At 74.4% G+C, this 24108-nt stretch carries 20 protein-coding genes and 1 pseudogene; 7 read left to right on the forward strand and 14 right to left on the reverse strand.

Going from position 1 to position 24108, the window contains the following annotated elements; genetic code table 11:
• Positions 1 to 80: 80 nt before the first annotated feature.
• Positions 81 to 2540, reverse strand: coding sequence for a DNA translocase FtsK 4TM domain-containing protein (locus ACFY23_RS17000; protein WP_350680618.1), 2460 nt, complete (start codon positions 2538 to 2540; stop codon positions 81 to 83).
• Between the two features lie 113 nt (positions 2541 to 2653).
• Between ACFY23_RS17000 and ACFY23_RS17005 the strand changes: the two genes are divergently transcribed.
• The 3 genes from ACFY23_RS17005 to ACFY23_RS17015 all read left to right on the forward strand — a co-directional run bounded on the left by ACFY23_RS17005 (position 2654) and on the right by ACFY23_RS17015 (position 5692).
• Positions 2654 to 3133 carry a YbjN domain-containing protein gene (locus ACFY23_RS17005; protein WP_350680616.1) on the forward strand — a complete coding sequence of 160 codons (480 nt, stop codon included), beginning with the start codon at positions 2654 to 2656 and terminating at the stop codon, positions 3131 to 3133.
• The gene (locus tag ACFY23_RS17010) at positions 3130 to 4782 is read left to right on the forward strand and encodes a YbjN domain-containing protein (RefSeq protein ID WP_350680614.1); all 1653 of its coding nucleotides are present in this window, start codon (positions 3130 to 3132) and stop codon (positions 4780 to 4782) included. The genes ACFY23_RS17005 and ACFY23_RS17010 overlap by 4 nt, the downstream gene beginning before the upstream one ends.
• 76 nt (positions 4783 to 4858) lie before the next feature.
• Positions 4859 to 5692, forward strand: a complete 834-nt coding sequence (locus tag ACFY23_RS17015) for an isocitrate lyase/phosphoenolpyruvate mutase family protein (RefSeq protein ID WP_350680612.1) — start codon at positions 4859 to 4861, stop codon at positions 5690 to 5692.
• A gap of 76 nt (positions 5693 to 5768) precedes the next feature.
• Here the strand turns inward: ACFY23_RS17015 and ACFY23_RS17020 are convergent, their stop codons facing one another.
• The 5 genes from ACFY23_RS17020 to ACFY23_RS17040 form a co-directional block, all read right to left on the reverse strand.
• Positions 5769 to 7457, reverse strand: coding sequence for a ribonuclease J (locus tag ACFY23_RS17020; RefSeq protein WP_350680610.1), 1689 nt, complete (start codon positions 7455 to 7457; stop codon positions 5769 to 5771).
• Positions 7458 to 7509: 52 nt separating this feature from the next.
• Complete coding sequence (gene dapA, locus ACFY23_RS17025; RefSeq protein WP_350680608.1) at positions 7510 to 8436, reverse strand: 4-hydroxy-tetrahydrodipicolinate synthase; 927 nt, start codon at positions 8434 to 8436, stop codon at positions 7510 to 7512.
• 46 nt (positions 8437 to 8482) lie between these two features.
• The gene (gene thyX / locus ACFY23_RS17030) at positions 8483 to 9226 is read right to left on the reverse strand and encodes an FAD-dependent thymidylate synthase (protein ID WP_350680638.1); all 744 of its coding nucleotides are present in this window, start codon (positions 9224 to 9226) and stop codon (positions 8483 to 8485) included.
• 945 nt (positions 9227 to 10171) lie between these two features.
• Positions 10172 to 10786, reverse strand: coding sequence for a DUF2752 domain-containing protein (locus ACFY23_RS17035; protein ID WP_350680606.1), 615 nt, complete (start codon positions 10784 to 10786; stop codon positions 10172 to 10174).
• Positions 10783 to 12012, reverse strand: coding sequence for a DNA glycosylase AlkZ-like family protein (locus ACFY23_RS17040; protein WP_350680604.1), 1230 nt, complete (start codon positions 12010 to 12012; stop codon positions 10783 to 10785). Before ACFY23_RS17040 ends, ACFY23_RS17035 begins: the two co-directional genes overlap by 4 nt.
• 78 nt (positions 12013 to 12090) lie before the next feature.
• Between ACFY23_RS17040 and ACFY23_RS17045 the strand changes: the two genes are divergently transcribed.
• Complete coding sequence (locus ACFY23_RS17045; protein WP_350680602.1) at positions 12091 to 12642, forward strand: GNAT family N-acetyltransferase; 552 nt, start codon at positions 12091 to 12093, stop codon at positions 12640 to 12642.
• On the opposite strand, the gene ACFY23_RS17050 is transcribed toward ACFY23_RS17045, so the two are convergent.
• A complete protein-coding gene (locus ACFY23_RS17050) occupies positions 12541 to 13848 on the reverse strand; it encodes a glycosyltransferase 87 family protein (RefSeq protein ID WP_350680600.1) in 1308 nt (435 codons plus the stop codon). The two genes, ACFY23_RS17045 and ACFY23_RS17050, sit on opposite strands and share 102 nt — an antisense overlap.
• Before the next feature lie 35 nt (positions 13849 to 13883).
• Between ACFY23_RS17050 and ACFY23_RS17055 the strand changes: the two are divergent.
• Positions 13884 to 14471: pseudogene (locus ACFY23_RS17055) on the forward strand (GNAT family N-acetyltransferase); the annotation flags it as partial.
• A 166-nt stretch (positions 14472 to 14637) separates the two neighbouring features.
• A complete protein-coding gene (locus tag ACFY23_RS17060; RefSeq protein ID WP_350680598.1) occupies positions 14638 to 15018 on the forward strand; it encodes a VOC family protein in 381 nt (126 codons plus the stop codon).
• 27 nt (positions 15019 to 15045) lie between these two features.
• Here ACFY23_RS17060 and ACFY23_RS17065 read toward each other — a convergent pair whose 3' ends face one another.
• The 7 genes from ACFY23_RS17065 to truB form a co-directional block, all read right to left on the reverse strand.
• Positions 15046 to 15522, reverse strand: a complete 477-nt coding sequence (locus ACFY23_RS17065) for a GNAT family N-acetyltransferase (protein WP_350680596.1) — start codon at positions 15520 to 15522, stop codon at positions 15046 to 15048.
• A 49-nt stretch (positions 15523 to 15571) separates the two neighbouring features.
• Complete coding sequence (gene dapB, locus ACFY23_RS17070; protein ID WP_350680594.1) at positions 15572 to 16345, reverse strand: 4-hydroxy-tetrahydrodipicolinate reductase; 774 nt, start codon at positions 16343 to 16345, stop codon at positions 15572 to 15574.
• Positions 16346 to 16429: 84 nt separating this feature from the next.
• Entirely contained in the window at positions 16430 to 17854 is a 1425-nt protein-coding gene (locus ACFY23_RS17075; protein ID WP_350680592.1) for a pitrilysin family protein, read from the reverse strand.
• A gap of 47 nt (positions 17855 to 17901) precedes the next feature.
• Positions 17902 to 20292, reverse strand: coding sequence for a polyribonucleotide nucleotidyltransferase (locus ACFY23_RS17080; protein ID WP_350680590.1), 2391 nt, complete (start codon positions 20290 to 20292; stop codon positions 17902 to 17904).
• A gap of 226 nt (positions 20293 to 20518) precedes the next feature.
• The gene (gene rpsO / locus ACFY23_RS17085) at positions 20519 to 20788 is read right to left on the reverse strand and encodes a 30S ribosomal protein S15 (RefSeq protein WP_043962418.1); all 270 of its coding nucleotides are present in this window, start codon (positions 20786 to 20788) and stop codon (positions 20519 to 20521) included.
• A 181-nt stretch (positions 20789 to 20969) separates the two neighbouring features.
• The gene (locus ACFY23_RS17090; protein ID WP_350680588.1) at positions 20970 to 21899 is read right to left on the reverse strand and encodes a bifunctional riboflavin kinase/FAD synthetase; all 930 of its coding nucleotides are present in this window, start codon (positions 21897 to 21899) and stop codon (positions 20970 to 20972) included.
• Between the two features lie 113 nt (positions 21900 to 22012).
• Complete coding sequence (gene truB, locus ACFY23_RS17095; RefSeq protein ID WP_387036958.1) at positions 22013 to 22906, reverse strand: tRNA pseudouridine(55) synthase TruB; 894 nt, start codon at positions 22904 to 22906, stop codon at positions 22013 to 22015.
• 175 nt (positions 22907 to 23081) lie between these two features.
• On the opposite strand from truB, the gene ACFY23_RS17100 reads away from it, so the two are divergent.
• The gene (locus ACFY23_RS17100; RefSeq protein ID WP_350680584.1) at positions 23082 to 24107 is read left to right on the forward strand and encodes a hypothetical protein; all 1026 of its coding nucleotides are present in this window, start codon (positions 23082 to 23084) and stop codon (positions 24105 to 24107) included.
• Position 24108: the final 1 nt, after the last annotated feature.

Genomic DNA, 24108 nt, shown 5'->3' on the forward strand with positions numbered 1-24108 from the left:
CCCCCACGGACGGGCCCGCCGGACTCCGGCGGGCCCGTCCGCGTCCGACGCACCGGTCACGAAGCCCAGCCCGGTCGGTGTCAGTCCTCGCCGCCGCGCAGGCCGACCAGGACCTCCTCCAGCTCGTCGGGCTTGACCAGCACGTCGCGGGCCTTGGAGCCCTCCGACGGGCCGACCACGCCCCGGGTCTCCATCAGGTCCATCAGCCGGCCCGCCTTGGCGAAGCCGACCCGCAGCTTGCGCTGGAGCATGGAGGTCGAGCCGAACTGCGAGGTGACCACCAGCTCGACGGCCTGCACCAGCAGGTCGAGGTCGTCGCCGATGTCCTCGTCGATCTTCTTCTTGCCGCTGTCCGGCGGCGTGAGCACGTCGGGGCGGAACTCCGGCTCGCGCTGGTCCTTGCAGAACTTCACCACGTCGGAGATCTCGCGCTCGGTCACCCAGGCGCCCTGGATCCGGATGGGCTTCGAGGCACCCATCGGCAGGAAGAGACCGTCACCTCGGCCGAGCAGCTTCTCCGCGCCCGGCTGGTCGAGGATGACGCGGGAGTCGGCCAGGGAGGAGGTGGCGAACGCCAGCCGGGACGGCACGTTCGCCTTGATCAGGCCGGTGACCACGTCGACCGACGGGCGCTGGGTGGCCAGCACCAGGTGGATGCCGGCCGCGCGGGCGAGCTGGGTGATCCGGACGACCGAGTCCTCCACGTCGCGCGGGGCGACCATCATCAGGTCGGCCAACTCGTCCACGATCACCAGCAGGTACGGGTACGGGCGCATCTCCCGCTCGCTGCCCGGCGGGGCCTTGATCTCGCCGTTGCGCACCTTGCGGTTGAAGTCGTCGATGTGCCGGACCCCGTTGGCGGCGAGGTCGTCGTAGCGCATGTCCATCTCGCGCACGACCCACTCCAGCGAGTCGGCCGCCTTCTTGGCGTTGGTCACGATCGGGGTGACCAGGTGCGGGATGCCCTCGTAGCCGGTCATCTCGACCCGCTTCGGGTCGATCAGCAGCAGCCGCACCTCGTCCGGCGTGGCGCGCGTGAGGATGGACACCAGCAGCGAGTTCAGGCAGGACGACTTGCCCGCGCCGGTCGCGCCGGCGATCAGGATGTGCGGCATCTTGGCGAGGTTGGCCACCACGTAGCCACCCTCGATGTCCTTGCCGAGCGCCACGACCATCGGGTGGTGGTCGCTGGTGGCGGCCCGCGAGCGCAGCACGTCGCCGAGCGCCACGTTCTCCGGGTCGGTGTTCGGGATCTCCACACCGACCGCGCTCTTTCCCGGGATCGGGCTGAGGATCCGCACGTCCGGCGACTTGACCGCGTACGCGATGTTGCGGGAGAGCTGGGTGATCCGCTCGACCTTGACGCCCGGGCCCAGCTCCACCTCGTAGCGGGTGACGGTCGGGCCCCGGGTGAAGCCGGTGACGGCGGCGTCCACGTCGAACTGCTCGAAGACGCCGGTGAGCGCGGCGATCACCTCGTCGTTGGCCCTGCTCCGGCTCTTCGGGGCCGCGCCGCTGCTGAGTATGTTCGCCGGCGGCAGGGTGTAGTCGCCGGCCAGCCCGGTCAGCGCGAGCTGCTCGGCCCGGGTCGGCGCGGGCGAGTGCTCCGGCGGCTCGACCGGCTTGCGGCTGGCCGGCACCTTGCCGGGGGGCTTGCGGGGCAGCACGAGGGTTTCCTGGAGGTCCGCCCCGTCGAGGTCGTCGTCGAACTCCGCCGGGTCGACCGGCGGCGGCGCCGTCCGCTTCGTCGCGCGCTTGCGGGCGGGCTTCGCGGGCGCCGCCTCCGTCTCCTCCTCCGCCGCCGCCGGGGCGACCAGGGTGCCGGCGAGCAGGCCGAGCCGCTCCGGAATCTTGTTGATCGGCGTCGCGGTGACCACCAGCAGGCCGAAGAGCAGCAGCAGGATCAGCAGCGGCACGGCGACCCAGGCGGTGACGGCCCGCTCCAGCAGGCTGCCCACGCCCGCGCCCACCAGGCCGCCGGCGAAGTCGCGCTGGACCGCGTCGACCGGGTTCTGTCCGATGTGCAGCATCGCGGCGGTGGCCACCAGCATCGAGCCCCAGCCGACCAGCCCCCGGCCGCGGTGCTCCGGGTCGCCGGGCTCGCGCATGAGGCGCCAGGCCCCGATCATCAGCAGCACCGGCACCACGATGGCGATCGCGCCGAGGAAGAGCCGGACGGTGTCGGCCAGCTGCTCGCCGACGGGGCCGGCCCCGGAGAACCAGATGGCCACCGCGCTGAGCAGGGCGAGGCCGAAGACCAGCAGCCCCGCGCCGTCGCGGCGGTGCTCCGGGTCGAGCCCCCGGGCCGAGGCGGCCTGCCGGCCGGCGGCGCGGAACGCCCAGCCGACGCCGTGCGCCAGCCCCATCCACAGTGCGCCGACCGCGCGCCCGACGAGGAGCCCCGGGCCCGGCCGCGCCGCGGGCCGCCGCCGGGGGGTCGCCCGGGTGGTCTTCTTCGCCGGTTGGCGGGCACGGGTGTTCGTGGTGCCACGCGGCGACGCGCCGCGCCGCCGGCTCGCCTGAGAGGTACGGCCCGCCATAGCATCAACTTAACGGCGTGACCCGGCAGATCGCCGCTTTTCCGGGTCGCGTCCGCGCGTCGCAGCGCGAACCCCGCCGCTTCACGTGATATCTGCCTCAGAAGGGATGCCCGATGGCGTCGCCGGGAATCGAGGACGGTCCGGACGGCCCCCTGGCCGGACACCCGGAGGCGCTGCGACCGCTGACCGGTGAGCTGATCGCCGCCGTGCTGCGCAACCGGGGATACGTGGTCCAGGCCGACGCGGACGGCGACCTGGTCGGCCGCTGGGCCGACAGCCTGATCTGGTTCCTGCGGCCGGGCGCCGCCGGTGAGCTGCTCCAGGTCCGCACCCTGGCCGCGCCGACGTTCCCGATCGAGTACGTGCCGGCGCTGCACGCCTTCTGCAACGCGTGGAACCACGACTGGCTCTGGCCGAAGGCGTTCGTGCACGTCGAGGACGACGGGCGGGCCCGGGTCTGCGGCGAGGTCATCACCGATCTGGAGCGCGGCGTCACCCCGCACCAGCTCGACCAGTTGCTCGACTGCGGCATCGCCACCGGCTGCCAGCTCGCCACCGAGGTCGCCCGGCTGCCGGGCGGGGTCGTGGCGTGACGGGCCGGGGCGGGGAGCCGGCCCCTCGCGGGTTCGACCCCTTCGGGCTGACCGGCCGGTGGGGCGGGCGGCGGCGCGGGAACGGCCACCGCGACCCGGCGCTGGCCGAGGCGCTCGCCGACGCCCGGGACGCGCCCGACGGCGAGGCCCGCAGCGCGGAGCTGGAACGGATCGCCGCGCGCGCCGACGCCACCGGCGACGACAGGTCCGCCGTGGAGGCCCGGTTCGCGCTGATCGAGGGCTACCTGCTGCACGGGGAGCGGTGGCGGCTGGTCGAGCCGGTGCGCCGCTGCCTCGCCGCCGTCGACCGTCGCCCCGACCTGCTGGCCGACCCGGACGCCGCGCTGCTGCTGCGCTACCAGCGCTACGCCGTGGAGGCCCTGCTCGGCAGTCCCCGGGTCGGGCTGGACCAGGCCCGCGCCATGCTGGACGACCTCGCCGCCCGCGTCGGCGCGGACGCGGCGATGGTCACCGAGCTGCGCTGCCGGATCGCCGACCACCTCGGCGACGAGCCGACCGCCCGACGGTGGTTCGACCGCTGGTCGACGGCCGGGGCGGGGCCGGCCGGCGGCTGCCCCGGCTGCGCGCCGGCACGGCGGGCGGAACTGCTCGCCGGGTGGGGCGACCACCGGGCCGCGCTGGACGCGCTGACGGACGCGCCGGCCGGCACGGGCGGCTGCACCGAGCAACCCGAGCGGGCGCTGGCCGCCGGGCTGCTGCCCTGGCTGCGCGCCGGGCAGCCGGAGCGGGCCGCCGAGGCGCACGTGCGTGCGTACCGGCGGCACCGGCGGGAGCGGGCCGCCTTCCCGTACCTCGCCGCGCACCTGCGGTGGTGCGCGCTGGGCGGGCACCCCGCCCGGGGGCTGGACGTCCTGGCCGAGCAACTGCCCCGGCTGGACCGGCCGCACGACGACCTGTCCGCGATGGAGTTCGCCGCCGCCGGGGCGCTGGTCTGCGCGCTCGCCGTCGAGGCGGGGCTGGGCGGCCGGACGGTGCACCGACCCGGGTACGGGGACCGGCCGGCCGCCGACCTCGACGTGGCCACGCTGGGCGCGACCCTGCTCGGGCTGGCCACCGCGCTGGCCGGCAGCTTCGACGCCCGCAACGGCACCGGCCACCAGTCCGGCCGGATCGCCTCCTGGCTGGCCGAGCGGCCGCTCGCCGCACCGGTGCCGCTGCCGCCCGACGACCCGCCCGACGACGGCCCGGCCGACCCGGCCGACGCCGTCCCCCCGGCCGACGGGGAGCCGCGCCCGCTGAGCCTGGAGATGATCACGGCCGCCCTGGACCGGCGCGGGGACCACTACGCCGTGGACGCCGGCGGCACCGTGGTCGGCCGGTGGGGTGAGGCGCTCATCCAGTTCCGGCGGGCCGGCGAGCGGGGCGAGATCCTCCGGGCGCGCGCGGTGGCGAACCGCCGGCTGCCGGCCGACCGGCGCGCCGAGGCGTACGCGTTCTGCAACGCGTGGAACCACGACCGGCTGCTGCCGAAGGCGTACGTGCACGACCTCGGGGGCGAGCTGGTGCTGGCCGGCGACGTCAGCACCGACCTGGCGCACGGGGTGGCCCCGGCCCAGCTCACGGTCCTGCTGGACGCGGCCGTCGACACCGGCGTCGCGTACGCCGACGCCGTGGCCGCGCTGCCCTGACCGGGGCCGGGCGGGCCCACGGGTGAGGTCCGAAACCCGCCGGACGATCTCCTCCCGCCCTGGTGGACTGGTGCCCATGACGACGACGCACCAGCAGCACGCCGCCCGGCTCCTGCACTCCCTGCACCGCCCCGGCTCCCCGCTCGTCCTGCCCAACGCCTGGGACGCGGCCAGCGCGCGGATCGTGGCCGACTGCGGCGCGGCCGCCGTCGCCACCACCAGCGCCGGCGTCTCGTGGAGCCTGGGCGCGCCGGACGGCGACAAGCTGGACCGGGAGCGCGCCCTGGCGGTGGTCGCCCGCGTCTGCGCCGCCGTCACCGTTCCGGTCACGGCCGACATCGAGAGCGGGTACGCCGCCGACCCGGCCGGGGTCGCCCGCACGGTGACCGCGGTGCTCGCCGCCGGCGCGGTCGGCGTCAACATCGAGGACGCCGCGCCGGCCGGGACGTCCCCGCTGCGTCCCGCCGACGAGCAGTGCGCCCGTATCCGGGCGGCCCGGGAGGCCGCCGACGAGGCGGGGGTACGGCTCTTCGTCAACGCCCGCACCGACGTGTTCCTGCGGGCGGTCGGCGACCCGGCGGACCGGCTGGCGGAGACGCTGCGCCGGGCGGAGGCGTACCGGGCGGCGGGCGCGGACGGGATCTTCGTGCCGGGCGTGGGCGACGCGGAGACCGTCGGGGCGCTGGTCGCCGGGATCGACGGGCCGGTCAACGTGCTCGCCGGGCCGGGCGCGCTCTCCGTGGCCGACCTGGCCGGGCTGGGGGTGGCCCGGGTCAGCCTCGGTTCGGCGCTCGCCGAGGCCGCGTACGGGCTGGTCCGCCGCGCCGCCACGGAGGCGCTGCGCTCCGGCTCGTACGACTCGCTGGCCGGCGCAATCGGCTACGGCGAGCTGAACGCGCTGCTGGCCTGAGCCGACGCGCCGGCCCTCGGGCCGCACCGCGACGCCCGCCCGCACACGGGGTGCGGGCGGGCGTCGGTGGAGCGGGTCAGACCTCGACGACGGTGGGCACGATCATGGGCCGACGCCGGTACGCGTCGTTCACCCACCGTCCCACGGTGCGCCGGACGATCTGCTGGAGCTGGTGCGGGTCGGTGATGCCGTCGGACGCGGCCCGGTTCAGCGCCTCGGTGACCAGCGGGATCACCGGGTTGAACGCCTCCGGGTCCTCGGAGAAGCCCTTGGCGGAGACGGTGGGACCGCCGACCACCTTGCCGGTCACGGAGTCCACGACCACGGTGGTGGCGATGAACCCGCCGTCGCCGAGGATCCGCCGCTCGGTGAGCAGCGACTCGCTGACGTCGCCGACGGCGAGGCCGTCCACGTAGACGTAGCGGCTCTTCACGTGCCCGACCAGGCTGGCCCGACCCTCGACGAGGTCGACGACGTCGCCGTCCTCGCAGAGCACCACCCGGTCCGGGGCGACGCCGGACTCGATGCCGAGCCGGGCGTGCGCCCGCAGGTGCCGCCACTCGCCGTGCACCGGCATCAGGTTGCTGGGGCGGACCACGTTGAGCAGGTAGAGCAGCTCGCCGGCGGGGGCGTGGCCGGAGACGTGCACCTTGGCCACGTCCTTGTGCACCACCACCGCGCCGGCCCGGGCCAGCCGGTTGATCACCCGGTAGACGGAGGTCTCGTTGCCGGGCACCAGCGACGAGGCGAGCACCACCGTGTCGCCGGGGGCGATGGTGATGTGCCGGTGGTCGCCGCTGGCCATCCGGCCCAGGGCGCTCATCGGCTCGCCCTGCGAGCCGGTGGACATCAGCACGATCTGCTCGGGCGGCATGGTGGTCGCCTCTTCCAGCCCGACGACCAGCCCGGCCGGGATGTTGAGCAGCCCGAGGTCGCGGGCGATGCCCATGTTGCGGACCATGGAGCGGCCGATCAGGGCGACCTTGCGGCCGTGCTCGGCGGCGGAGTCGAAGACCTGCTGCACCCGGTGCACGTGCGAGGCGAACGAGGCGACGATGATCCGGCCGCGCGCCTTCGCGAAGATCGAGTCGAGCACCGGCCCGATCTCGCGTTCGGGGGTGACGAAGCCGGGGATCTCCGCGTTGGTGGAGTCCGAGAGCAGCAGGTCCACGCCCTCGGCGCCGAGCCGGGCGAACCCGGACAGGTCGGTGATCCGGCCGTCCAGCGGGAGCTGGTCCATCTTGAAGTCGCCGGTGTGCAGCACCAGGCCGGCCGGGGTGCGGATGGCCACCGCGAGCGCGTCCGGGATCGAGTGGTTGACCGCGAAGAACTCGCACTCGAACGGGCCGAGCCGCTCCCGGCCGCCCTCCCGCACCGTCAGCGTGTAGGGCTGGATCCGCCGCTCGGCGAGCTTCGCCTCGACCAGGGCCAGCGTGAACTGCGAGCCGACCAGCGGGATGTCGGGCTTGTGCGCGAGCAGGTAGGGAACCGCGCCGATGTGGTCCTCGTGGCCGTGGGTGAGCACGATCGCCTGCACGTCGTCGAGCCGGTCGAGGATCGGGCCGAAGTCCGGCAGGATCAGGTCGACGCCGGGCTGCTCCACGTCCGGGAAGAGCACCCCGCAGTCGACGACGAGCAGCTTGCCGTCGTACTCGAAGACGGTCATGTTGCGGCCGATGGCGCCGAGCCCGCCGAGCGGGATGATCCGCAGCCCACCCTCCGGCAGCGGCGGGGGCAGTTCCGCCTCGATGTGCGCCTCGGTCACGCGTCCACCTCATTCTGCGGCGCCGTCACCCGGCGCCCGTCGTGTCGTTCGGTCATTCGGGTAGCTCCAGGCCCGCCGCCGCGCAGTCCGCGCGGAGCTGGGCGATCTCGTCGTCGGTCGCGTCCACCAGCGGCGGCCGCACCGGGCCGGCGGGCATCCCGGCGGCCGCCAGGCCCGCCTTCACCAGGATCACGCCCTGGGTACGGAAGATGCCGGTGAACAGCGGCAGCAGCCGCCGGTGCAGGTCCAGCGCGCCGGCGGTGTCCCCCGCGTCGTACGCCTCGATCATCCGCTTGGTGAGCGCGCCGGTGAAGTGGGTCGAGGTGCCGACCACGCCGACGGCGCCCACGGCCAGCGCGGGCAGGGTCAGCGAGTCCTCGCCGCTGTAGAAGGCGAGGTTGGTGCGGGCGGTGACCCAGCCGGTGGCGGTCAGGTCGCCCTTGGCGTCCTTCACCGCGACGATCCGGCCGTGCTCGGCCAGCCGCACCATCGTCTCGGTGGCGATCGGCACGCCGGAGCGGTGCGGGATGTCGTAGAGCATCACCGGCAGGCCGGTGGCGTCCGCGACGGCGGTGAAGTGGCGCAGCAGGCCGGCCTGCGGGGGCTTGTTGTAGTAAGGGGTGACCACGAGCAGGCCGTGAGCGCCGGCCTTCTCCGCGCCGGCGGCCAGCTCGATGGTGTGCCGGGTGTCGTTGGTGCCGACCCCCGCCACGACCTTGGCGCGGTCGCCGACGGCCTCCACCACCGTCCGGATCAGGCGTTCCTTCTCCGCGTCGGTGGTGGTCGGCGACTCGCCGGTGGTGCCGTTGACCACCAGCGCGTCGTTGCCCTGCTCGTCCACCAGGTGACTGGCGAGGCGCGCCGCGCCGTCGAGGTCGAGCGAGCCCTCGGCGGTGAACGGGGTCACCATGGCCGTGAGCACTCGCCCGAAGGGGCGGGACACCGCCCGGGCGGGGGTGTCAGGGTGGTCGTGCGTCATGCCACCAACCTAGCGGACGACTGCCGGCCCCCCGCCGGGGAAGGGCTCAGGACAGCTCGGCGTGCGGGCTGGCGGCCACCTCGGTGCCGTCGGGCAGGGTGGAGATGACGAAGTCGGCGAAGACGTTCGGAGCGACCCCCTGGAGCTGCCGCAGGCACTCCACCGCCAGCTCGCGGATCTCGACGTCGGCGTGCTCGGTGGCACGCATGGCGATGAAGTGCCGCCAGGCCCGGTAGTTGCCGGTGACCACGATCCGCGTCTCGGTGGCGTTGGGCAGGACGGCGCGGGCCGCCTGGCGGGCCTGCTTGCGCCGCAGCGTGGCGTTCTCCACGTCCGCGAAGCGCCGCTCCAGCCCCTCCAGCAGCTCGTTGTACGCGCGCACGCTCGCCTCGGCGGCCTCCACGAACTTCTTGTGCAGCTCGGGGTCCTCGGCGATCACCGCGGGCTCGACCATGGCGGCGTCGCGCTCCGGCACGTACCGCTGCGAGAGCTGGGAGTAGGAGAAGTGGCGGTGCCGGATCAGCTCGTGGGTGAAGGAGCGGGACACGCCGCTGAAGTAGAAGCTGACCGACCCGTGCTCCAGCACCGAGAGGTGCCCGACCTCCAGGATGTGCGCGAGGTAGCCGGCGTTGGTGGCCGTGGCCGGGTTGGGCTTCTTCCAGCTCTGGTAGCAGGCCCGGCCGGCGAACTCGGCGAGGGCCTGGCCGCCCTCGGCGTCGGTGGACCACGGCACGTCGTCGGGGGCCTCGAAGTGGGTCCACGCGATGAGCTTGACCTGGGGCTGCACCATGTCCGGCATTCCTGGCACTGTAGTGGCGTCGACCCGGCCCGCCCAAGCCAGGCTCGCCCAGTGCAATGTCGATCACCCGAAGCGATGCCAGTCTCCGCGGAGCGGTCTGGTTCCGTCCCCGCGGAGCGGCCCCGTTTCCGCCCCCGCCGCGCGGCCTGGTTCCGCCCCCGCCGCGCGGCCTGGTTCCGCCCTCGCGGAGCGGCCCCGTTCCGCTCTCGGATGCGTCGGGTCGGGCGGCGCGGCGGGGCACTACCCGGACGAGACGCCTCCCGCGCGCTGTCGAGCTGAATCGTCTACGACATCAGCGAGCGCCGAAGCCGCGGAGCCGCCGGCCGGCCATCGATGCTCAGGACGGACGTCGGTACGCCGCACCCACCGCGGACCCGCCCGACCTGCCTGGTGCTCAAGACGCACGTCGGTGCGCCGACCCCGCCCGACAGATCGCCCGCCCGGTCGGTCCGCCCGGCAGATCGGCTCGCCCGACAGATCGGCCCTCCCCGGTCGGTCCGGCAGATCGGCTCGCCCGACAGGCCGCCCCTCCCCGGTCAGTCCGCCCGACAGATCGATCCACCCGGTCGGCCCGCCCGACAGACCGGCCACCCGGTCGGCCCGCCCGACAGACCGGCCACCCGGTCGGCCCGCCCGACAGACCGGCCACCCGGTCGGCCCGCCCGACAGGTCGGCCCGCCCGACATAATGGTCCGCGCAGCCGCATGGGCGGAAAGGGCTTCGGGAGCGTGATGTCGTAAACGACTCAGCTCGACAGGCGTGTACGGACGACCCCGTCCGGCGAGATGGGCAGGGCAGCTCGACTCAGCTCGACAGGGTGCACATGACGCCCGACCCCGGGCCGGCGGGGCGGCCAGGGCAGCCGACTCAGCTCGGCAGGGGTGCGCGTGGCGCCCGACCCCCGTCCGGCGAGGCGGGCAGGGCAGCCGACTCAGCTCAGACGTAGAGCGAGGTGAACGGCGCCCAGGGCAGGTTGCGCAGCACCGAGAAAGCCATCCAGACGGCGAGGAAGACGCCGATCACCTTCGAGCTGACCTGCAGCTCGGGCAGGCGCCAACCGAACGCCTGCTTTCCCGCCCACGCGACGAAGAGGTAGGCCAGGAAGGGCAGCGCGAAGACGAAGAGGAAGTGGTGCCGGGCGGCGGCCGGCAGGTCGCCGTGCAGCACGTACCAGAGCGCGCGGGTGCCGCCGCAGCCCGGGCAGTCCAGCCCCGTGGTCAGCTTGAGCAGGCAGGTCGGCGCGGCGTCCGGCGCCGAGCGGGTGGGATCGCTGAGCAGCGCGTAGCCGATGCCGGCGGCGACGCAGCCGAGCGCGGCCAGCGGCACCGCCCAGCGCGGCGAGCGGTCGTAGAGACGGGTGACGAAGCGGGTCAGCCGGTCCGGCTCGGGCACCGGGTAGGGCGGCACCTGGCCCGCGGGCCACGCACCCGGCTCACCCGCCGGCCAGGCGTGCGGCTGCCCCGCCTGCGACGCCTGGGGCGGGGCGTCGACCCCGCCGCTGTGCGGATGCGGCTGGGGGGCCGGCCCGTCAACGCTCGTCACGTGGCTCACCGTACACCGGCCACGCCCACCAGCGCGGCGGCCAGTGGGGCGGCCAGGTCGCCGGCGGCCGGCGGCGCCACCGCGTCCAGGCCGAGCCAGCCGGCGAGGCGGTGCAGCTCGGCGGCGAGCGCCAGCGCGGTCTCGCCCGGGTCGGCGCCCGGCTCGACCCAGGCCGCCGGCACCAGCAGTATCCCGGCCTTGCGGTCGGCCTTCAGGTCGACCCGGGCGGTGAACCGCTCCCCCTGCAGGAAGGGCAGCACGTAGTAGCCGTGGACCCGCTGCGGCGCCGGGACGTAGATCTCGATGCGGTAGCTGAAGTCGAAGAGCCGCTCGGTGCGGGCCCGCTCCCAGACCAGCGGGTCGAACGGGCTGACCAGGGTGTTGCCGCGCACCCAGCGGGGCAGCCGCGCCCCGGCGTGCAGCCAGGCGGGCTGCCGCCAGCCCTGCACGGCAACCGGCAGCAGCTCGCCCGCCTCGACCAGCTCCGCGATGGCCTGCCGGGCGCCGACGCGGGGCAGCCGGAAGTAGTCGCGCAGCTCCGGCTCCGCGGCCACCCCGAGCGACCGCGCGGCGATGGCCACCAGCGTGCGGTACGCCTCCGCGTCGGTCGGCGTGGGCGCCTCCAGCACGGCGGCCGGCAGCACCCGCTCCGGCAGGTCGTAGCGGCGGGCGAACGAGGTGGTGCGGTCGGCGGCGGTCACTTCGCCGGCCCAGAAGAGGAACTCCAGCGCCCGCTTCACCGCCGACCAGTTCCACCCCCAGTTGCCGGTCTCCCGGGGCGCGTCGTGCTCGATCTCGGCGGCGGTGAGCGGCCCGCGGGCGGCCACCTCGTCGCGGACCCAGGCCACCAGGCCGGGCTGCTCCTCGGCGATGCGGCGCATCCCGCCCCAGGACTCCGCGTGGGCCCTGGCCATCCGCCAGCGCAGCGCCGGGTGCAACCCGACGGGGACCAGCGATGCCTCGTGCCCCCAGTATTCGAACAGCTCCCGGGGGCGGCGGTAGGCGGCGGTGTCGAGCAGCGACGTCGGGTAGGGCCCGAGCCGGCTGTAGAGCGGCAGGTAGTGCGCCCGTTGCAGGACGTTGACCGAATCCATCTGGATCAGCCCGACCCGGTCGAGCACCCGGCGCAGGTGGCGGCGGGTGGGCACGCCGGTGGGCGCGGGGTCGGCGAAGCCCTGGGCGGCGAGCGCCACCCGGCGCGCCTGGGCGAGCGAGAGTGATTCCGGTGCGGCCATCGTCGGGCACCCTAATCCACGCGTACGACACCGGCGAGGGCACTGGACCGGTCGCCCGCCGGCGCATAGAACGGACGCATGCTCACAATCCGGCGCGAGGAGCCCGAGGACGCCGAGGCGGTCGCCCGGGTGCACATCCACGGGTGGCAGGCCGGCTACGCAGGGATCATGCCCGACGAGGTGCTCCGGCGGCTCAACGTCTCGGCGTGGGCGCAGCGCCGCCGGGACCTCGGCACCGCCGATCCGGAGCACCCGTTCACCACGCTGCTCGCCGAGGCCGACGGGACGCTGGCCGGGTTCACCACGTTCGGCCCGTACCGGATCAACCAGGACCGGGGCGACCTCGACCTCGCGCACGGGGAGGTGGTGGCGATGTACGTCGAGCCGGCGCACTGGGGCGACGGCACGGCGGAGGCGCTGCTGGCCTCGGCCCGCGCCGGGCTGGCCGGGCGGGGCTGGTCGGACTACCGGCTCTGGGTGCTGGCCGACAACCACCGGGCCCGCCGGTTCTACGAGCGGGCCGGGCTGTCACCGGACGGTGAGCGGTCGACCTACCCGGTCCCGCTGGCCGGCGGGCGCCCGCCGGTCGGGCTCGTCGAGCTGCGGTACGCCGGACGCCTCGACGGCTGACCCGGCCGGCGTCGCCCAGCGGCGGCTGGCCCGGCCGGCGCCGCCCAATCGGCGGATGGGCAGGAACGCCAGCAGCGCCAGGCTGATCCACACGTAGGTGTTGCTGCCGAGGAAGCCGTCCAGCCCGGTGAAGTCCTTCTCCCAGGCCCAGACGATCCGGCTGATCAGGAAGCCGTACCCGACGATCGCGGCGCCCAGCAGGACGCGGCGCCGGCGGCTGCCGGCCGGCGCCGCCATGCCGTTGTCCACCAGCAGGATCAGCGCGGGCAGCAACCAGACCAGGTGGTGCACCCAGGTGACCGGGCTGACCAGGCACATCACCGCGCCGGTCAGGGCCAGGCCGGTCGCCTCGTCGCCCGCGGCCACGGCGGCCCGCGAGCGCCACGCCCACAGCGCCAGCGTGACGAGCACCAGCGCCAGCCAGGCCAGGGTGCTCGGGTGTTCCGGGTTCAGCCGGGCGACCACCCCGCGCAGCGACTGGTTGGAGACGAACGCCAGCTCGCCCACCCGGCCGGTGTTCCACAACGCCTCGGTCCAGAACTCCCGCGACGCGTCGGGGAAGAGCGCGGCGGCGAACAGGGTCGTGCCGGCCGCGGCGGCCATCGAGGTGACCGCTGCCCGCCAGCGCCGCGTGACCAGCAGGTAGACGATGAAGATGCCCGGGGTCAGCTTGATCGCCGTGGCCAGGCCGATGCCCACCCCCGCCCAGCGGTTGCCGGCCGGCAGCAGCCGGAGCAGGTCGACCGCGACCAGGAAGAGCAGCAGCATGTTGACCTGGCCGAAGTTGACCGTCTCGCGCATCGGCTCGTACGCGGCGGCCAGGCAGAGCGCCACGGCGAGGGCGAACCAGCGGGTCCAGCCGGCCCGGCGGGAGATCGGGTCGACCAGCCACCAGAACAGCACGGCGGTGACCACCACGCTGGCGGCCACGCTCACCACGATCGCCGCCGTCCACGGCAGGTACGCCATCGGCAGCATGACCAGGGCGGCGAAGGGCGGATAGGTGAAGCCGTACTGCGTGCCGGGCTTGAGGAAGTCGTAGATCTCCCCGCCGTCGTGCACCCACCAGGTCAGCGCGCCGTAGTAGACCTTCAGGTCGAAGAAGCCGTGCCGGACGGCCGCCACGGACAGGAACGCGGCCACCGCGACGGCGAGCCCCACCACGCTCACGACCTGCCGGACCGTCCGTCGGGGACCCTGCGCCACCATCGCCTCCCTCGCCCTGCGTAGGCTTCCGTCCCATGGCTCTCGGGTACGTCCGCCCGGCGCGTCCGGAAGACGCCGGCGAGATCGCACGCATCCAGCTCGCGACCTGGCGGGTCGCCTATCGCCGGATCCTGCCCCGGCACGTGCTCGACAACCTGGACGAGGCGTGGCTCGCCCGGCGGTGGAGCGCGGCGGTGCAGGAGCCGCCCTCCGGCAGGCATCGGGTGCTCGTCGCCGTCGAACAGGCCGAGCAATCGTATCTGGTGGGGTTCGCCGCCTCCGGTCCGGCCGATGCCGAGGCGCTCGCCCCGGGCGAGCCGGCCGAGGCGCTCGGGCCGGACGTGGCGGCGGTGACCGACCTGCTGGTGGAGCCGCGCTGGGGGCGGCGCGGACACGGCAGCCGGCTGCTCGCCGCGACCGTCGACCTGTGGCGCGCCGACGGGTTCGCCCGGGCGGTGGCCTGGGCGTTCGACGGCGACGGGGCGACCCGGAAGTTCCTCACCAGCACCGGCTGGGAGCCCGACGGCGCGGCCCGCGCCCTGGACGTGGACGACATGCTCGTCCCGCAGCTACGCCTGCACGTGGCGGTGCCGGCGGAGGCGGACCCCGCGGACGCGACGCCCGCGGAGGCGACGCTGCCGGACGCCCCGCCGGCCGGGTCGGTGCCGTCGCCGGCGGCCCCCGCGGACTGACGGCACGCCTCCGCGCGGCCCCGGATCGGCGGACACTGTCGGGGGCGTCGCCTACGGTGACCCCATGACCGCGGCGTCGGCGACAAGGAGGAGAGACATGTTCACGGACACGAAGGCGATGAGCAGCTTCGCGGTGGACGACGTCGACCGGGCGCAGCGGTTCTACGCCGACACGCTCGGCCTGCGGGTGTCGCGGGACGACGCCATGGGCGGCCTGCTGACGCTGCACGTCGCCGGCGACCGGGACATCCTGGTCTACCCGAAGGACGACCACACCCCGGCGACCTACACGGTGCTCAACTTCCCGGTCGACGACATCGACCGGGCCGTCGACGAGCTGACCGGGCGCGGCGTCCGGTTCGAGCGCTACCCCGGCATGCCGCAGGACGACAAGGGCGTCATGCGCGGCCAGGGGCCGTCGATCGCCTGGTTCACCGACCCGGCCGGCAACATCCTGTCGGTGCTGGAGGAGCGCTGACCCCACCGCCCGCGAGCCGACGGGCGGTCAGGCGGCCGGGCGCAGCTCGGCGACCAGCTCGTCGTCCTCCGTCGCGCCGGTGGGCGTGAAGCCGAGGCTCGTGTAGAGCCGGGCGGCCGAGGCGTTGTCGGGGTGGTAGGAGAGCCGGACGGGGTGCCCGCCGTCCTGGGCGGCGAGCCACGCGGCGAGGGTCCGCACGGCCGCCCGGCCGACGCCCCGGTCCTGCTCGGCCGCGTCGATCACCAGGCCGCCGATCCAGCGCGAGCCGTCGTCGTCCACGCCCCACATGACGTGCCCGACCACCGTCTCGTCCGCGTACACGGCGAGCGAGTTCCAGACGTCGGAGCGCATGGTCAGCAGCAGGTAGCGGGCGGCCAGGGCCGGCACCCAGGCGCGCTGGTCGTCGCGGGGGGCGACGTCTGCCACCGCCCGCCAGTTGTCGTCGTCCACCGGGCGCAGGGTGACCCGGCGGCCGGCCCGGTCAAGGGTTCCAGAATCGATCACCCGGGCAGCCTAGGGGCGGCCCGGCCGCCGCGCGACGGCGATTCCCCCGTCAGTCGAGCAGGGCGTCCAGGCCGACCGTCAGCCCGGGCCGGCTGCGGACCGCGCGGACGGCCAGCAGCACGCCGGGCATGAACGACGCCCGGTCGTACGAGTCGTGCCGGATGGTCAGCGTCTCGCCGGTGGTGCCGAAGAGCACCTCCTGGTGGGCCACGAGGCCGGTGGCGCGCACGGCGTGCACGCGTACCCCCTCGATGTCGGCGCCCCGGGCGCCCGCGACCTCGTCCTTGGTCGCGTCGGGCGCCGGCCCCAGCCCGGCCTCGGCGCGCGCCGCGGCGATCAGCCGCGCGGTGTGCGTGGCGGTGCCGCTGGGCGCGTCCAGCTTCCGGGGGTGGTGCTGTTCGACGATCTCGACCGACTCGAAGTGCCGGGCCGCGCGGGCGGCGAACTGCATCATCAGCACCGCGCCGATGCCGAAGTTGGGGGCGATCACCACGCCCACCCCGGGCTTGCGGGCCAGCCAGCCGCGCACCCGCTCCAGCCGCTGCTCGGTGAAGCCGGTGGTGCCGACGACCGCGTTGATGCCCTGGTCGATGCACCAGTGCAGGTTGTCCATGACGACGTCCGGGGTGGTGAAGTCGACGACCACCTCGGCCCCGGCGTCGGAGGCCGCGAACAGGCCGTCGCCCTGGTCGACCATGGCCACCAGTTCCATGTCGCCGGCGGCGTCCACGGCCTTGCACACCTCGACGCCCATCCGGCCCCGGGCGCCCAGCACGCCGACCCGGACCGGCTCGGCCGCGCTCTTCTCCTGCTCGTCAGTCACGGGGCACAACCTATCCCAATCGGGACGCCCGCACCCCGTCGGACCCGAGGCAGGGCCCGGGCCGCGGGCGCGGCGGGCGGCCGGTCAGCGGGCGGAGAAGTCGCCCTCGCCGAACGGACCGACCACGGCCAGCGACATCGGTCGGCTCAGCAGGTCGGCGGCGAGGGTGTTCACGTCGGCCACGGTGACCGCGTTGACGCGGCGGAGCAGCTCGTCGACCGGCATCAGGTCGCCGTAGAGCAGCTCGCCCTTGGCCAGCCGGCTCATCCGCGAGCCCGTGTCCTCCAGGCCCAACACGAACGAGCCCTTGCTCATCCCCTTGCCCCGGGCCACCTCGGCCTCGGTCAGCCCGTCGGCGGCCACCCGGGCCAGCTCCGCCCGGGTCAGCTCCAGCACCTCGTCCACCTTGCCCGGCGCGCAGCCGGCGTAGACGGCGAACAGGCCGCTGTCGGCGTACTGGCTGGCGTAGGAGTAGACCGAGTAGGCGAGACCGCGCTGCTCGCGGATCTCCTGGAACAGCCGGCTCGACATGCCGCCGCCGAGGACGTTGTTGAGCACGCCGAGGGCGAAGCGGCGCTCGTCGAGCCGGTCGATGCCGGGGCAGCCGAGGATGACGTGCGCCTGCTCGGTCTCCTTCGGCTCCACCAGGGTGGCGGCGGGCTTGGTGCGTACCGCCGGGGTGGCCGGCCGGTGCGGCGCGGGCGCCGCCGGGTCGGTGTCCAGCGGGGTGCCGCGCAGCGCCTGGCGGACGAGCTTCACCACCGCGGTGTGGTCCAGGTTGCCGGCGGCGGCGATGACGATCTGCGGGGCCGTGTAGCGGCGGCGGTAGAAGCCCTGGATCTGCCGCCGGGTCATCGGGGTGACCGTCTCCTCGGTGCCGGAGATCAGCCGGCCCAGCGGGTGGTCGCCGTAGACCGCCCGGGCGAAGAGGTCGTGCACCTCGTCGCCGGGCTCGTCGTCGTGCATGGCGATCTCTTCGAGGATCACTCCCCGCTCGGTCTCCACGTCGGCCGGCTTGAGCACCGAGTCGGCGACCAGGTCGCACATCACGTCGATGGCCAGCGGCAGGTCCTCGTCGAGCACCCGGGCGTAGTAGCAGGTGTATTCCTTGGTGGTGAAGGCGTTGGTCTCGCCGCCCACCGCCTCGATCTCGGAGGAGATGTCCAGGGCGCTGCGCTTGTTGGTGCCCTTGAAAAGCAAGTGCTCCAGGAAGTGCGCCGCGCCGGCCTGCGGGCCGGTCTCGTCGCGGGAGCCGACCGCCACCCAGATGCCGAACGACACGCTGCGCATCGCCGGGATCGCCTCGGTGAGCACGCGCAGCCCGCTGGGCAGCACGGTACGGCGTACCGTGCCGCCCAGCGGGTCGTCACTGATCGTGCGGGTCACCGCCCGGGAGGCGCCGCCGGAGCGGGCTCCCCCGGTGCCGCGGAACGCGGCCCCCGCGGGGCCCGGGAACGACGCCACCCCCCGTCGATCCGGCGGAAACGGCGCACGAACGGCCCGACTCACGTGTTGCTCCCAGATCGACGAGGGGTGGGTGGTGCGTGTGTGGTGTGTCAGCTGTGCCGGGTCCGGCGGCGCGGACGCTCGCCGCCCTCGCCACCCTCGCCGCCGCCCTGGCCGCGCTCGCCGCCGCCCGGGCCACGACCGCCGCGGTCGCCGCGGTCGCGCGGGCCCCGGTCACCCCGGTCCCGGCCGGCCGGCCGCTCGCCACCGGCGGCCTCGCCGGCGGCCTCACCGGCGGCCTCACCGGCGGCCGGCGCCTCGGCGCCCTCCGGGCGGACCTTGTCCAGGTAGATCTTGCCGCGCTGGTCGATGTCGGCGATCTCGACCTCGACCTTGTCGCCGACGTTGAGGAAGTCCTCGACCTTCTCGACCCGCTTGCCGTCGCCCACCTTGGAGATGTGCAGCAGGCCGTCGCGGCCCGGCAGCAGCGAGATGAACGCGCCGAACGCGGCCGTCTTCACCACGGTGCCGAGGAACTTGTCGCCGACCTTCGGCAGCGTCGGGTTGGCGATCGCGTTGATCCGCTCGACCGCGGCCTGGGCCGACGGGCCGTTGGTCGCGCCGACGTAGATCGTGCCGTCGTCCTCGATGGAGATCTCGGCGCCGGTCTCGTCCTGGATGGCGTTGATGGTCTGGCCCTTCGGGCCGATCACCATGCCGATCTTGTCGACCGGGATCTTGACGGTGGTGACCCGCGGCGCGTAGTCCGACATCTCGGCCGGGGCCTCGATGGCCCGCTGCATCACGTCGAGGATGGTCTGCCGGGCCTCGTGCGCCTGCTGGAGCGCGGCGGCCAGCACGTCCGACGGGATGCCGTCGAGCTTGGTGTCGAGCTGGAGGGCGGTGACGAAGTCACGGGTGCCGGCGACCTTGAAGTCCATGTCGCCGAACGCGTCCTCGGCGCCGAGGATGTCGGTCAGCGTCACGTACTGGGTCTTGCCGTCGACCTCGTCGGAGATGAGGCCCATGGCGATGCCGGCGACCGGCGCCTTCAGCGGCACACCGGCGGACAGCAGGCCCAGCGTCGAGGCGCAGACCGAACCCATCGAGGTGGAGCCGTTGGAGCCGAGCGCCTCGGAGACCTGCCGGATGGCGTACGGGAACTCCTCGCGCGACGGCAGCACCGGGATGAGCGCCCGCTCGGCGAGCGCGCCGTGGCCGATCTCGCGCCGCTTCGGCGAGCCGACCCGGCCGGTCTCACCGGTCGAGTACGGCGGGAAGTTGTAGTTGTGCATGTAGCGCTTGGACTTCTCCGGGGAGAGGGTGTCCAGCGCCTGCTCCATGCGCAGCATGTTCAGCGTGGTGACGCCCAGGATCTGCGTCTCGCCGCGCTCGAACAGCGCCGAGCCGTGCACCCGCGGCAGCACGCCGACCTCGGCGGTCAGCGGGCGGATGTCGCGCGGGCCGCGGCCGTCGATGCGGACCTGCTCGCGCAGCACCCGGCTGCGGACCTCGGACTTGGTCAGCGACCGGAGGGCGGCGCTGAGCTCCTTCTCCCGGCCCTCGAAGCGCGGACCGAGCTCGGCCAGGACGCGGGCCTTGATCGCGTCCAGGGCCTCCTCGCGGGCCGCCTTGCCGGCGATCTGGAGGGCCTCGGCGACCTCGGCGCGGGCCAGGTCGGCCACCGCGTCGTATGCGTCGTCCTGGTAGTCCAGGAAGACCGGGAACTCGGCGACCGGCTTGGCGGCCACCTCGGCCAGCTCGCTCTGCGCCCGGCACAGCTCGCGGATGGCCGGCTTGGCGGCCTCCAGGCCGCTCGCCACGACCTCCTCGGTCGGGGCGGGGGCGCCGCCGGCGACCAGCGCCACGGTGTGCTCGGTGGCCTCGGCCTCGACCATCATGATCGCGACGTCGCCGTCGGCCAGGGCGCGCCCCGCCACCACCATGTCGAAGGTGGCCCGGGACAGCTCGTCGTGGGTCGGGAAGGCGACCCACTGGCCGTCGACGTGCGCCATCCGGGTCGCCCCGATCGGGCCGGAGAACGGCAGGCCGGAGAGCTTGGTCGACATCGACGCGGCGTTGATCGCCACCACGTCGTACGGGTGCTGCGGGTCGAGCGCGAGGACGGTCTCGACGACCTGGACCTCGTTGCGCAGGCCCTTGACGAACGACGGGCGCAGCGGCCGGTCGATCAGCCGGCAGGTGAGGATCGCGTCCTCGCTGGGGCGACCCTCGCGGCGGAAGAACGAGCCGGGGATCCGGCCCGCGGCGTACATCCGCTCCTCGACGTCGACGGTCAGCGGGAAGAAGTCGAACTGCTCCTTCGGCTGCTTGCCGGCGGTGGTGGCGGAGAGGACGACCGTCTCGCCGAGCTGGGCGATGACGGAGCCGGCGGCCTGGCGGGCCAGCCGGCCGGTGGAGAAGGTGACCTCACGGGTGCCGAAGGACCCGTTGTCGATCACGGCGGTGCGGGATTCGGTGCCGAGGTTGGTCTCGGTCATGGTGCTGTCGTGCTCCTTCGCATCGGGGGCCCACGACGCGGGAGCTGCTCGGACGGCCGGTCTTCGATCGAAGCGCCCGGGTGGCCGGCGAGATGCCGGGGTGCCCGGGGGCCACTACCGGAGACCGGTACGCCGACCTGCTCCCTCTCTCGGGTGGTCGCGCGGCCCTGGTTTCGGGTGGTACCGAAGCGGGGGAGCGGCCCGGTCAGGCCACTCCCCCGTCACGTCACCGGCGCAGACCGAGCCGCTCGATGAGCGACCGGTAGCGGTTGATGTCCTTCTTCTGGACGTAGTTGAGCAGCCGACGGCGACGGCCGACCAGCAGCAGCAGCCCGCGGCGGCTGTGGTGGTCGTGCTTGTGCACCTTCAGGTGCTCGGTGAGCTCGGCGATCCGCTTGGTGAGGACCGCGACCTGCACCTCCGGCGAACCGGTGTCGCCCTCGGCGGTCGCGTACTCCGCGCGGATCTTGGCCTTGGCTTCCTGGTCGAGCGCCATGTTCTCCCTGTTTCGTGGGTTGTTCGATGATGTCCGTCGGATCGGTCGGTGGACCGGAAACGGACCGGTACCTCGCACCCGCGGCGTCGTGCAGGCACGCGAGGCCCCACGTCGGTCAGCCGACGTCCCCGCCAGACTACCAGTACGGCCGGGCGCCGGCCGGTCAAGGGCCGCGAAGCGGTCAGTCGAGGGCCCGCCGGGTGCGCTCGACGTCCTGCCCCATCTGGGCGATCAACGGCTCGATCGCGTCGTATCGGATCTGCCCGCGCAGGTGGGCCACGAAGTCCAGGGCCAGCCGCTCGCCGTAGAGGTCGCCGGCGAAGTCCAGCACGTACGCCTCCACCCGCCGCTCCCGCCCGGAGAAGGTCGGGTTGGTGCCCACCGACACCGCCGCCCCTAGCGGTTCGGCGCGGCCCCGGCGCACCAGCCGAGCGGCGTAGACGCCGTCGGCGGGCACCGCCGCGTACCGGTGGCACAGCAGGTTGGCGGTGGGGAAGCCCAGCTCGCGGCCGCGCTGGTCGCCGCGGACCACCACGCCCTCCAGCCGGTGCGGGCGGCCGAGCGCGGCGGCGGCCGCCCCCACGTCCCCCGCGTCGACGCAGGATCGGATGTACGTGGACGAGAAGACCGTGCCGGCCTCGGCGACCAGCGGGGCCCCCTCGACGCCGAAGCCGAAGGTGCGGCCGAGCCGCTCCAGCAGCGCCACGTCACCGGCGGCCCGGTGCCCGAAGCGGAAGTTCTCCCCCACCACCACCAGGGCGGCGTGCAGGTGCTCGACCAGGATGTCGTGCACGAACGCCTCGGCGGGCAGCCGGGAGAACTCCGGTGTGAACGGCACCACGCACAGCACGTCCACGCCGAGCGCCTCGATCAACTCGGCCTTGCGGGCGGGCTCGGTGAGCACCGCCGGGTGCGAGCCGGGGCGGACCACCTCGGCCGGGTGCGGGTCGAAGGTGACCACCACCGACTGCACGCCCAGCTCGCGGGCCCGGGCCACGGCGTGCCCGATGGTCGCCTGGTGCCCCTTGTGCACGCCGTCGAAGACGCCGATGGTGACGACCGACCGTCCCCAGCCACCGGGCGCCGCGTCGTACCCCCGCCACCGCTGCATTTCGCTCCTCCCTGCCTCCGCCGGCCGGCGGTGTAAGGAAGGCCCCTCGTTAACGCCTGGTGCGTAGGAAGGGCCCCCTTGCTAACACTTTCCCGGCGGCCCGCGCCCCGCCGTCAGGCGGGGGCGAGCACGATCTCCGCGCGGGCCCGGCCGTCCCGCTCGCTGACGATAGCGATCAGCCCGCCGTCGGGGCCGAAGACCGCGTAGGGCCCGGCGATGCCGGCCGGGTCGAGCGGCCCGCCGTGGGAGAGCACCTTCGCCTCGTCGGCGCCCGCGTCGCGGCGCGGGAAGAACCGGTCGGCCGCCGCGGCCATCGGCAGGTGGACCACCTCGGGCGCGCGCTGCTCCAGCTCGTCGAGGGTGGCGGCCTCCCCGAGGGTGAAGCCGCCGACGGCGGTACGCCGCAGCGCGGTCAGGTGCCCGCCCACCCCGAGCGCCAGGCCGGCGTCCCGGGCGATGGCCCGGATGTACGTCCCGGAGGAGCAGGTCACGTCGATGTCGACGTCCACCACGTCGGGGGTGTCGCGGCGTACGGCCAGCAGGTCCAGCCGGGAGACGGTGACCCGGCGGGCGGGCAGTTCGACGCTCTCGCCCTCGCGCACCCGCTTGTACGCCCGCTGCCCGTCGATCTTGATAGCGCTGACCGCGCTCGGCACCTGGTCGATCTCGCCGGTCAGCGCGGCGAGGGCGGCCCGGATCGCCTCGTCGGTGACCTGCCCGGCCGGGGTGGTGGCGATCACGTCGCCCTCGGCGTCGTCGGTGACGGTGGCCTGGCCGAGCCGGACGGTGGCCGTGTAGCTCTTCTGCGCGCCGATCACGTAGGTGAGCAGGCGGGTGGCCCGGCCGACCCCGATCACCAGCACGCCGGTGGCCATCGGGTCGAGGGTGCCGCCGTGCCCCACCCGACGGGTCCGCGCCAACCGGCGGATCCGCGCCACCACGTCGTGCGACGTCATGCCGCCGGGCTTGTCGACCACGATCAGACCGTCTGCGCTCACGACACCCAAGCCTGCCAGACGGGCTCCGACGCCCCGTCGCCGCCGTACGCGGGTCGGGCGGACGGGCGGCGCGGCGTCCGCCGGCCGGCCAGCGTTGCCCGCCCGGGGTCGCACGGGACCACGCCGGGGCGCGTCGGGTGCGAAGATCATGCGCCCCCTCCATCCACCCCACCTGGACAGCCGAATGAGCACCGAGCAGCGGCCGAGCGAGCCGACCGCGCCTTTCGACCCGTACGCCGCCCAGTCCGAGGAGCCGATCCGCGTCCCGTCCTGGATGCGCGAATCGGAGGCGGAGCGTGTGTTGACCCGCTCGGAACGGTTCCGGCTGGGCTGGGCGAGGCACAGCGGGAAGCTGCTGGGCGGCATCGCCGCCCTGGTGACGCTCTCGTTCCTCGCGGTGGTGGGCACCATCGGATTCGGCGTCTACGAGCGGGTCCGCGACAACGAGCCCATCCTGCCCGAGCGCCGGGCCGCTCCCGGCCCGGTCCGTCCCACCGACGCCGACGGCAACTCGGTGAGCCCGTGGGCGGCCACCCCGGCGGAGTCGTTCGCCGCCGGGAAGGACGCCATCGCCCTGCCGCCGGCGAAGGCGGCCGCGCCGTTCACCGCGAAGCAGGTCGCCGACGGCCTGGCGAAGGTCCGGCAGGCGCTCGTCGAGGGCCGCGTCGACAGGTCGATGCTGCTGGCCAACGACCCGAAGCCCTTCCTCGGGCTGATCGCGCCGGACAACCGGGACGAGGTCCGGCGCGACCTGGCCGACGGCGCGGCGCTGAACTACGTGACCCGGGTTGCCGACGAGGCCGATCCGCGGCTGGACAACGCCGACACGGTCCGCGCGCGGGGCACCGTCACCTACCGGGCGACCACCGACCCCGACGGCATCCGGGTGCTGGAGATCACCACCAGCTTCATCTGGGTCTACCACTTCGACCTCTGGCGGGCGCAGGAGCACCCGCCCGGGGCGGAGCTGGCCACCGTACGCGACGAGGTGGTCTGGCACGTCCCGCACCCCGACGACGTCCGGTCCTCGTCCCGTGGGCTGTGGGTGCACGAGGCGGCGAGCACCCTCTACAACGCCGACTGCGCCGGGATCAGGCGGGGGTTCCTGGCCCTCGCCCCCGAGGAGCCGCTGCGCAGCCGGCCCTCCGCGCGGCCGACCGGCGACGTCTACGACCCGGCCTGGCGGCCCGGCGACGGCGAGAGCTGTTGAG

It is taken from the genome of Micromonospora sp. NPDC000121 (assembly GCF_042899165.1).
In the GTDB taxonomy this organism is placed as follows: Bacteria; Actinomycetota; Actinomycetes; order Mycobacteriales; family Micromonosporaceae; genus Micromonospora.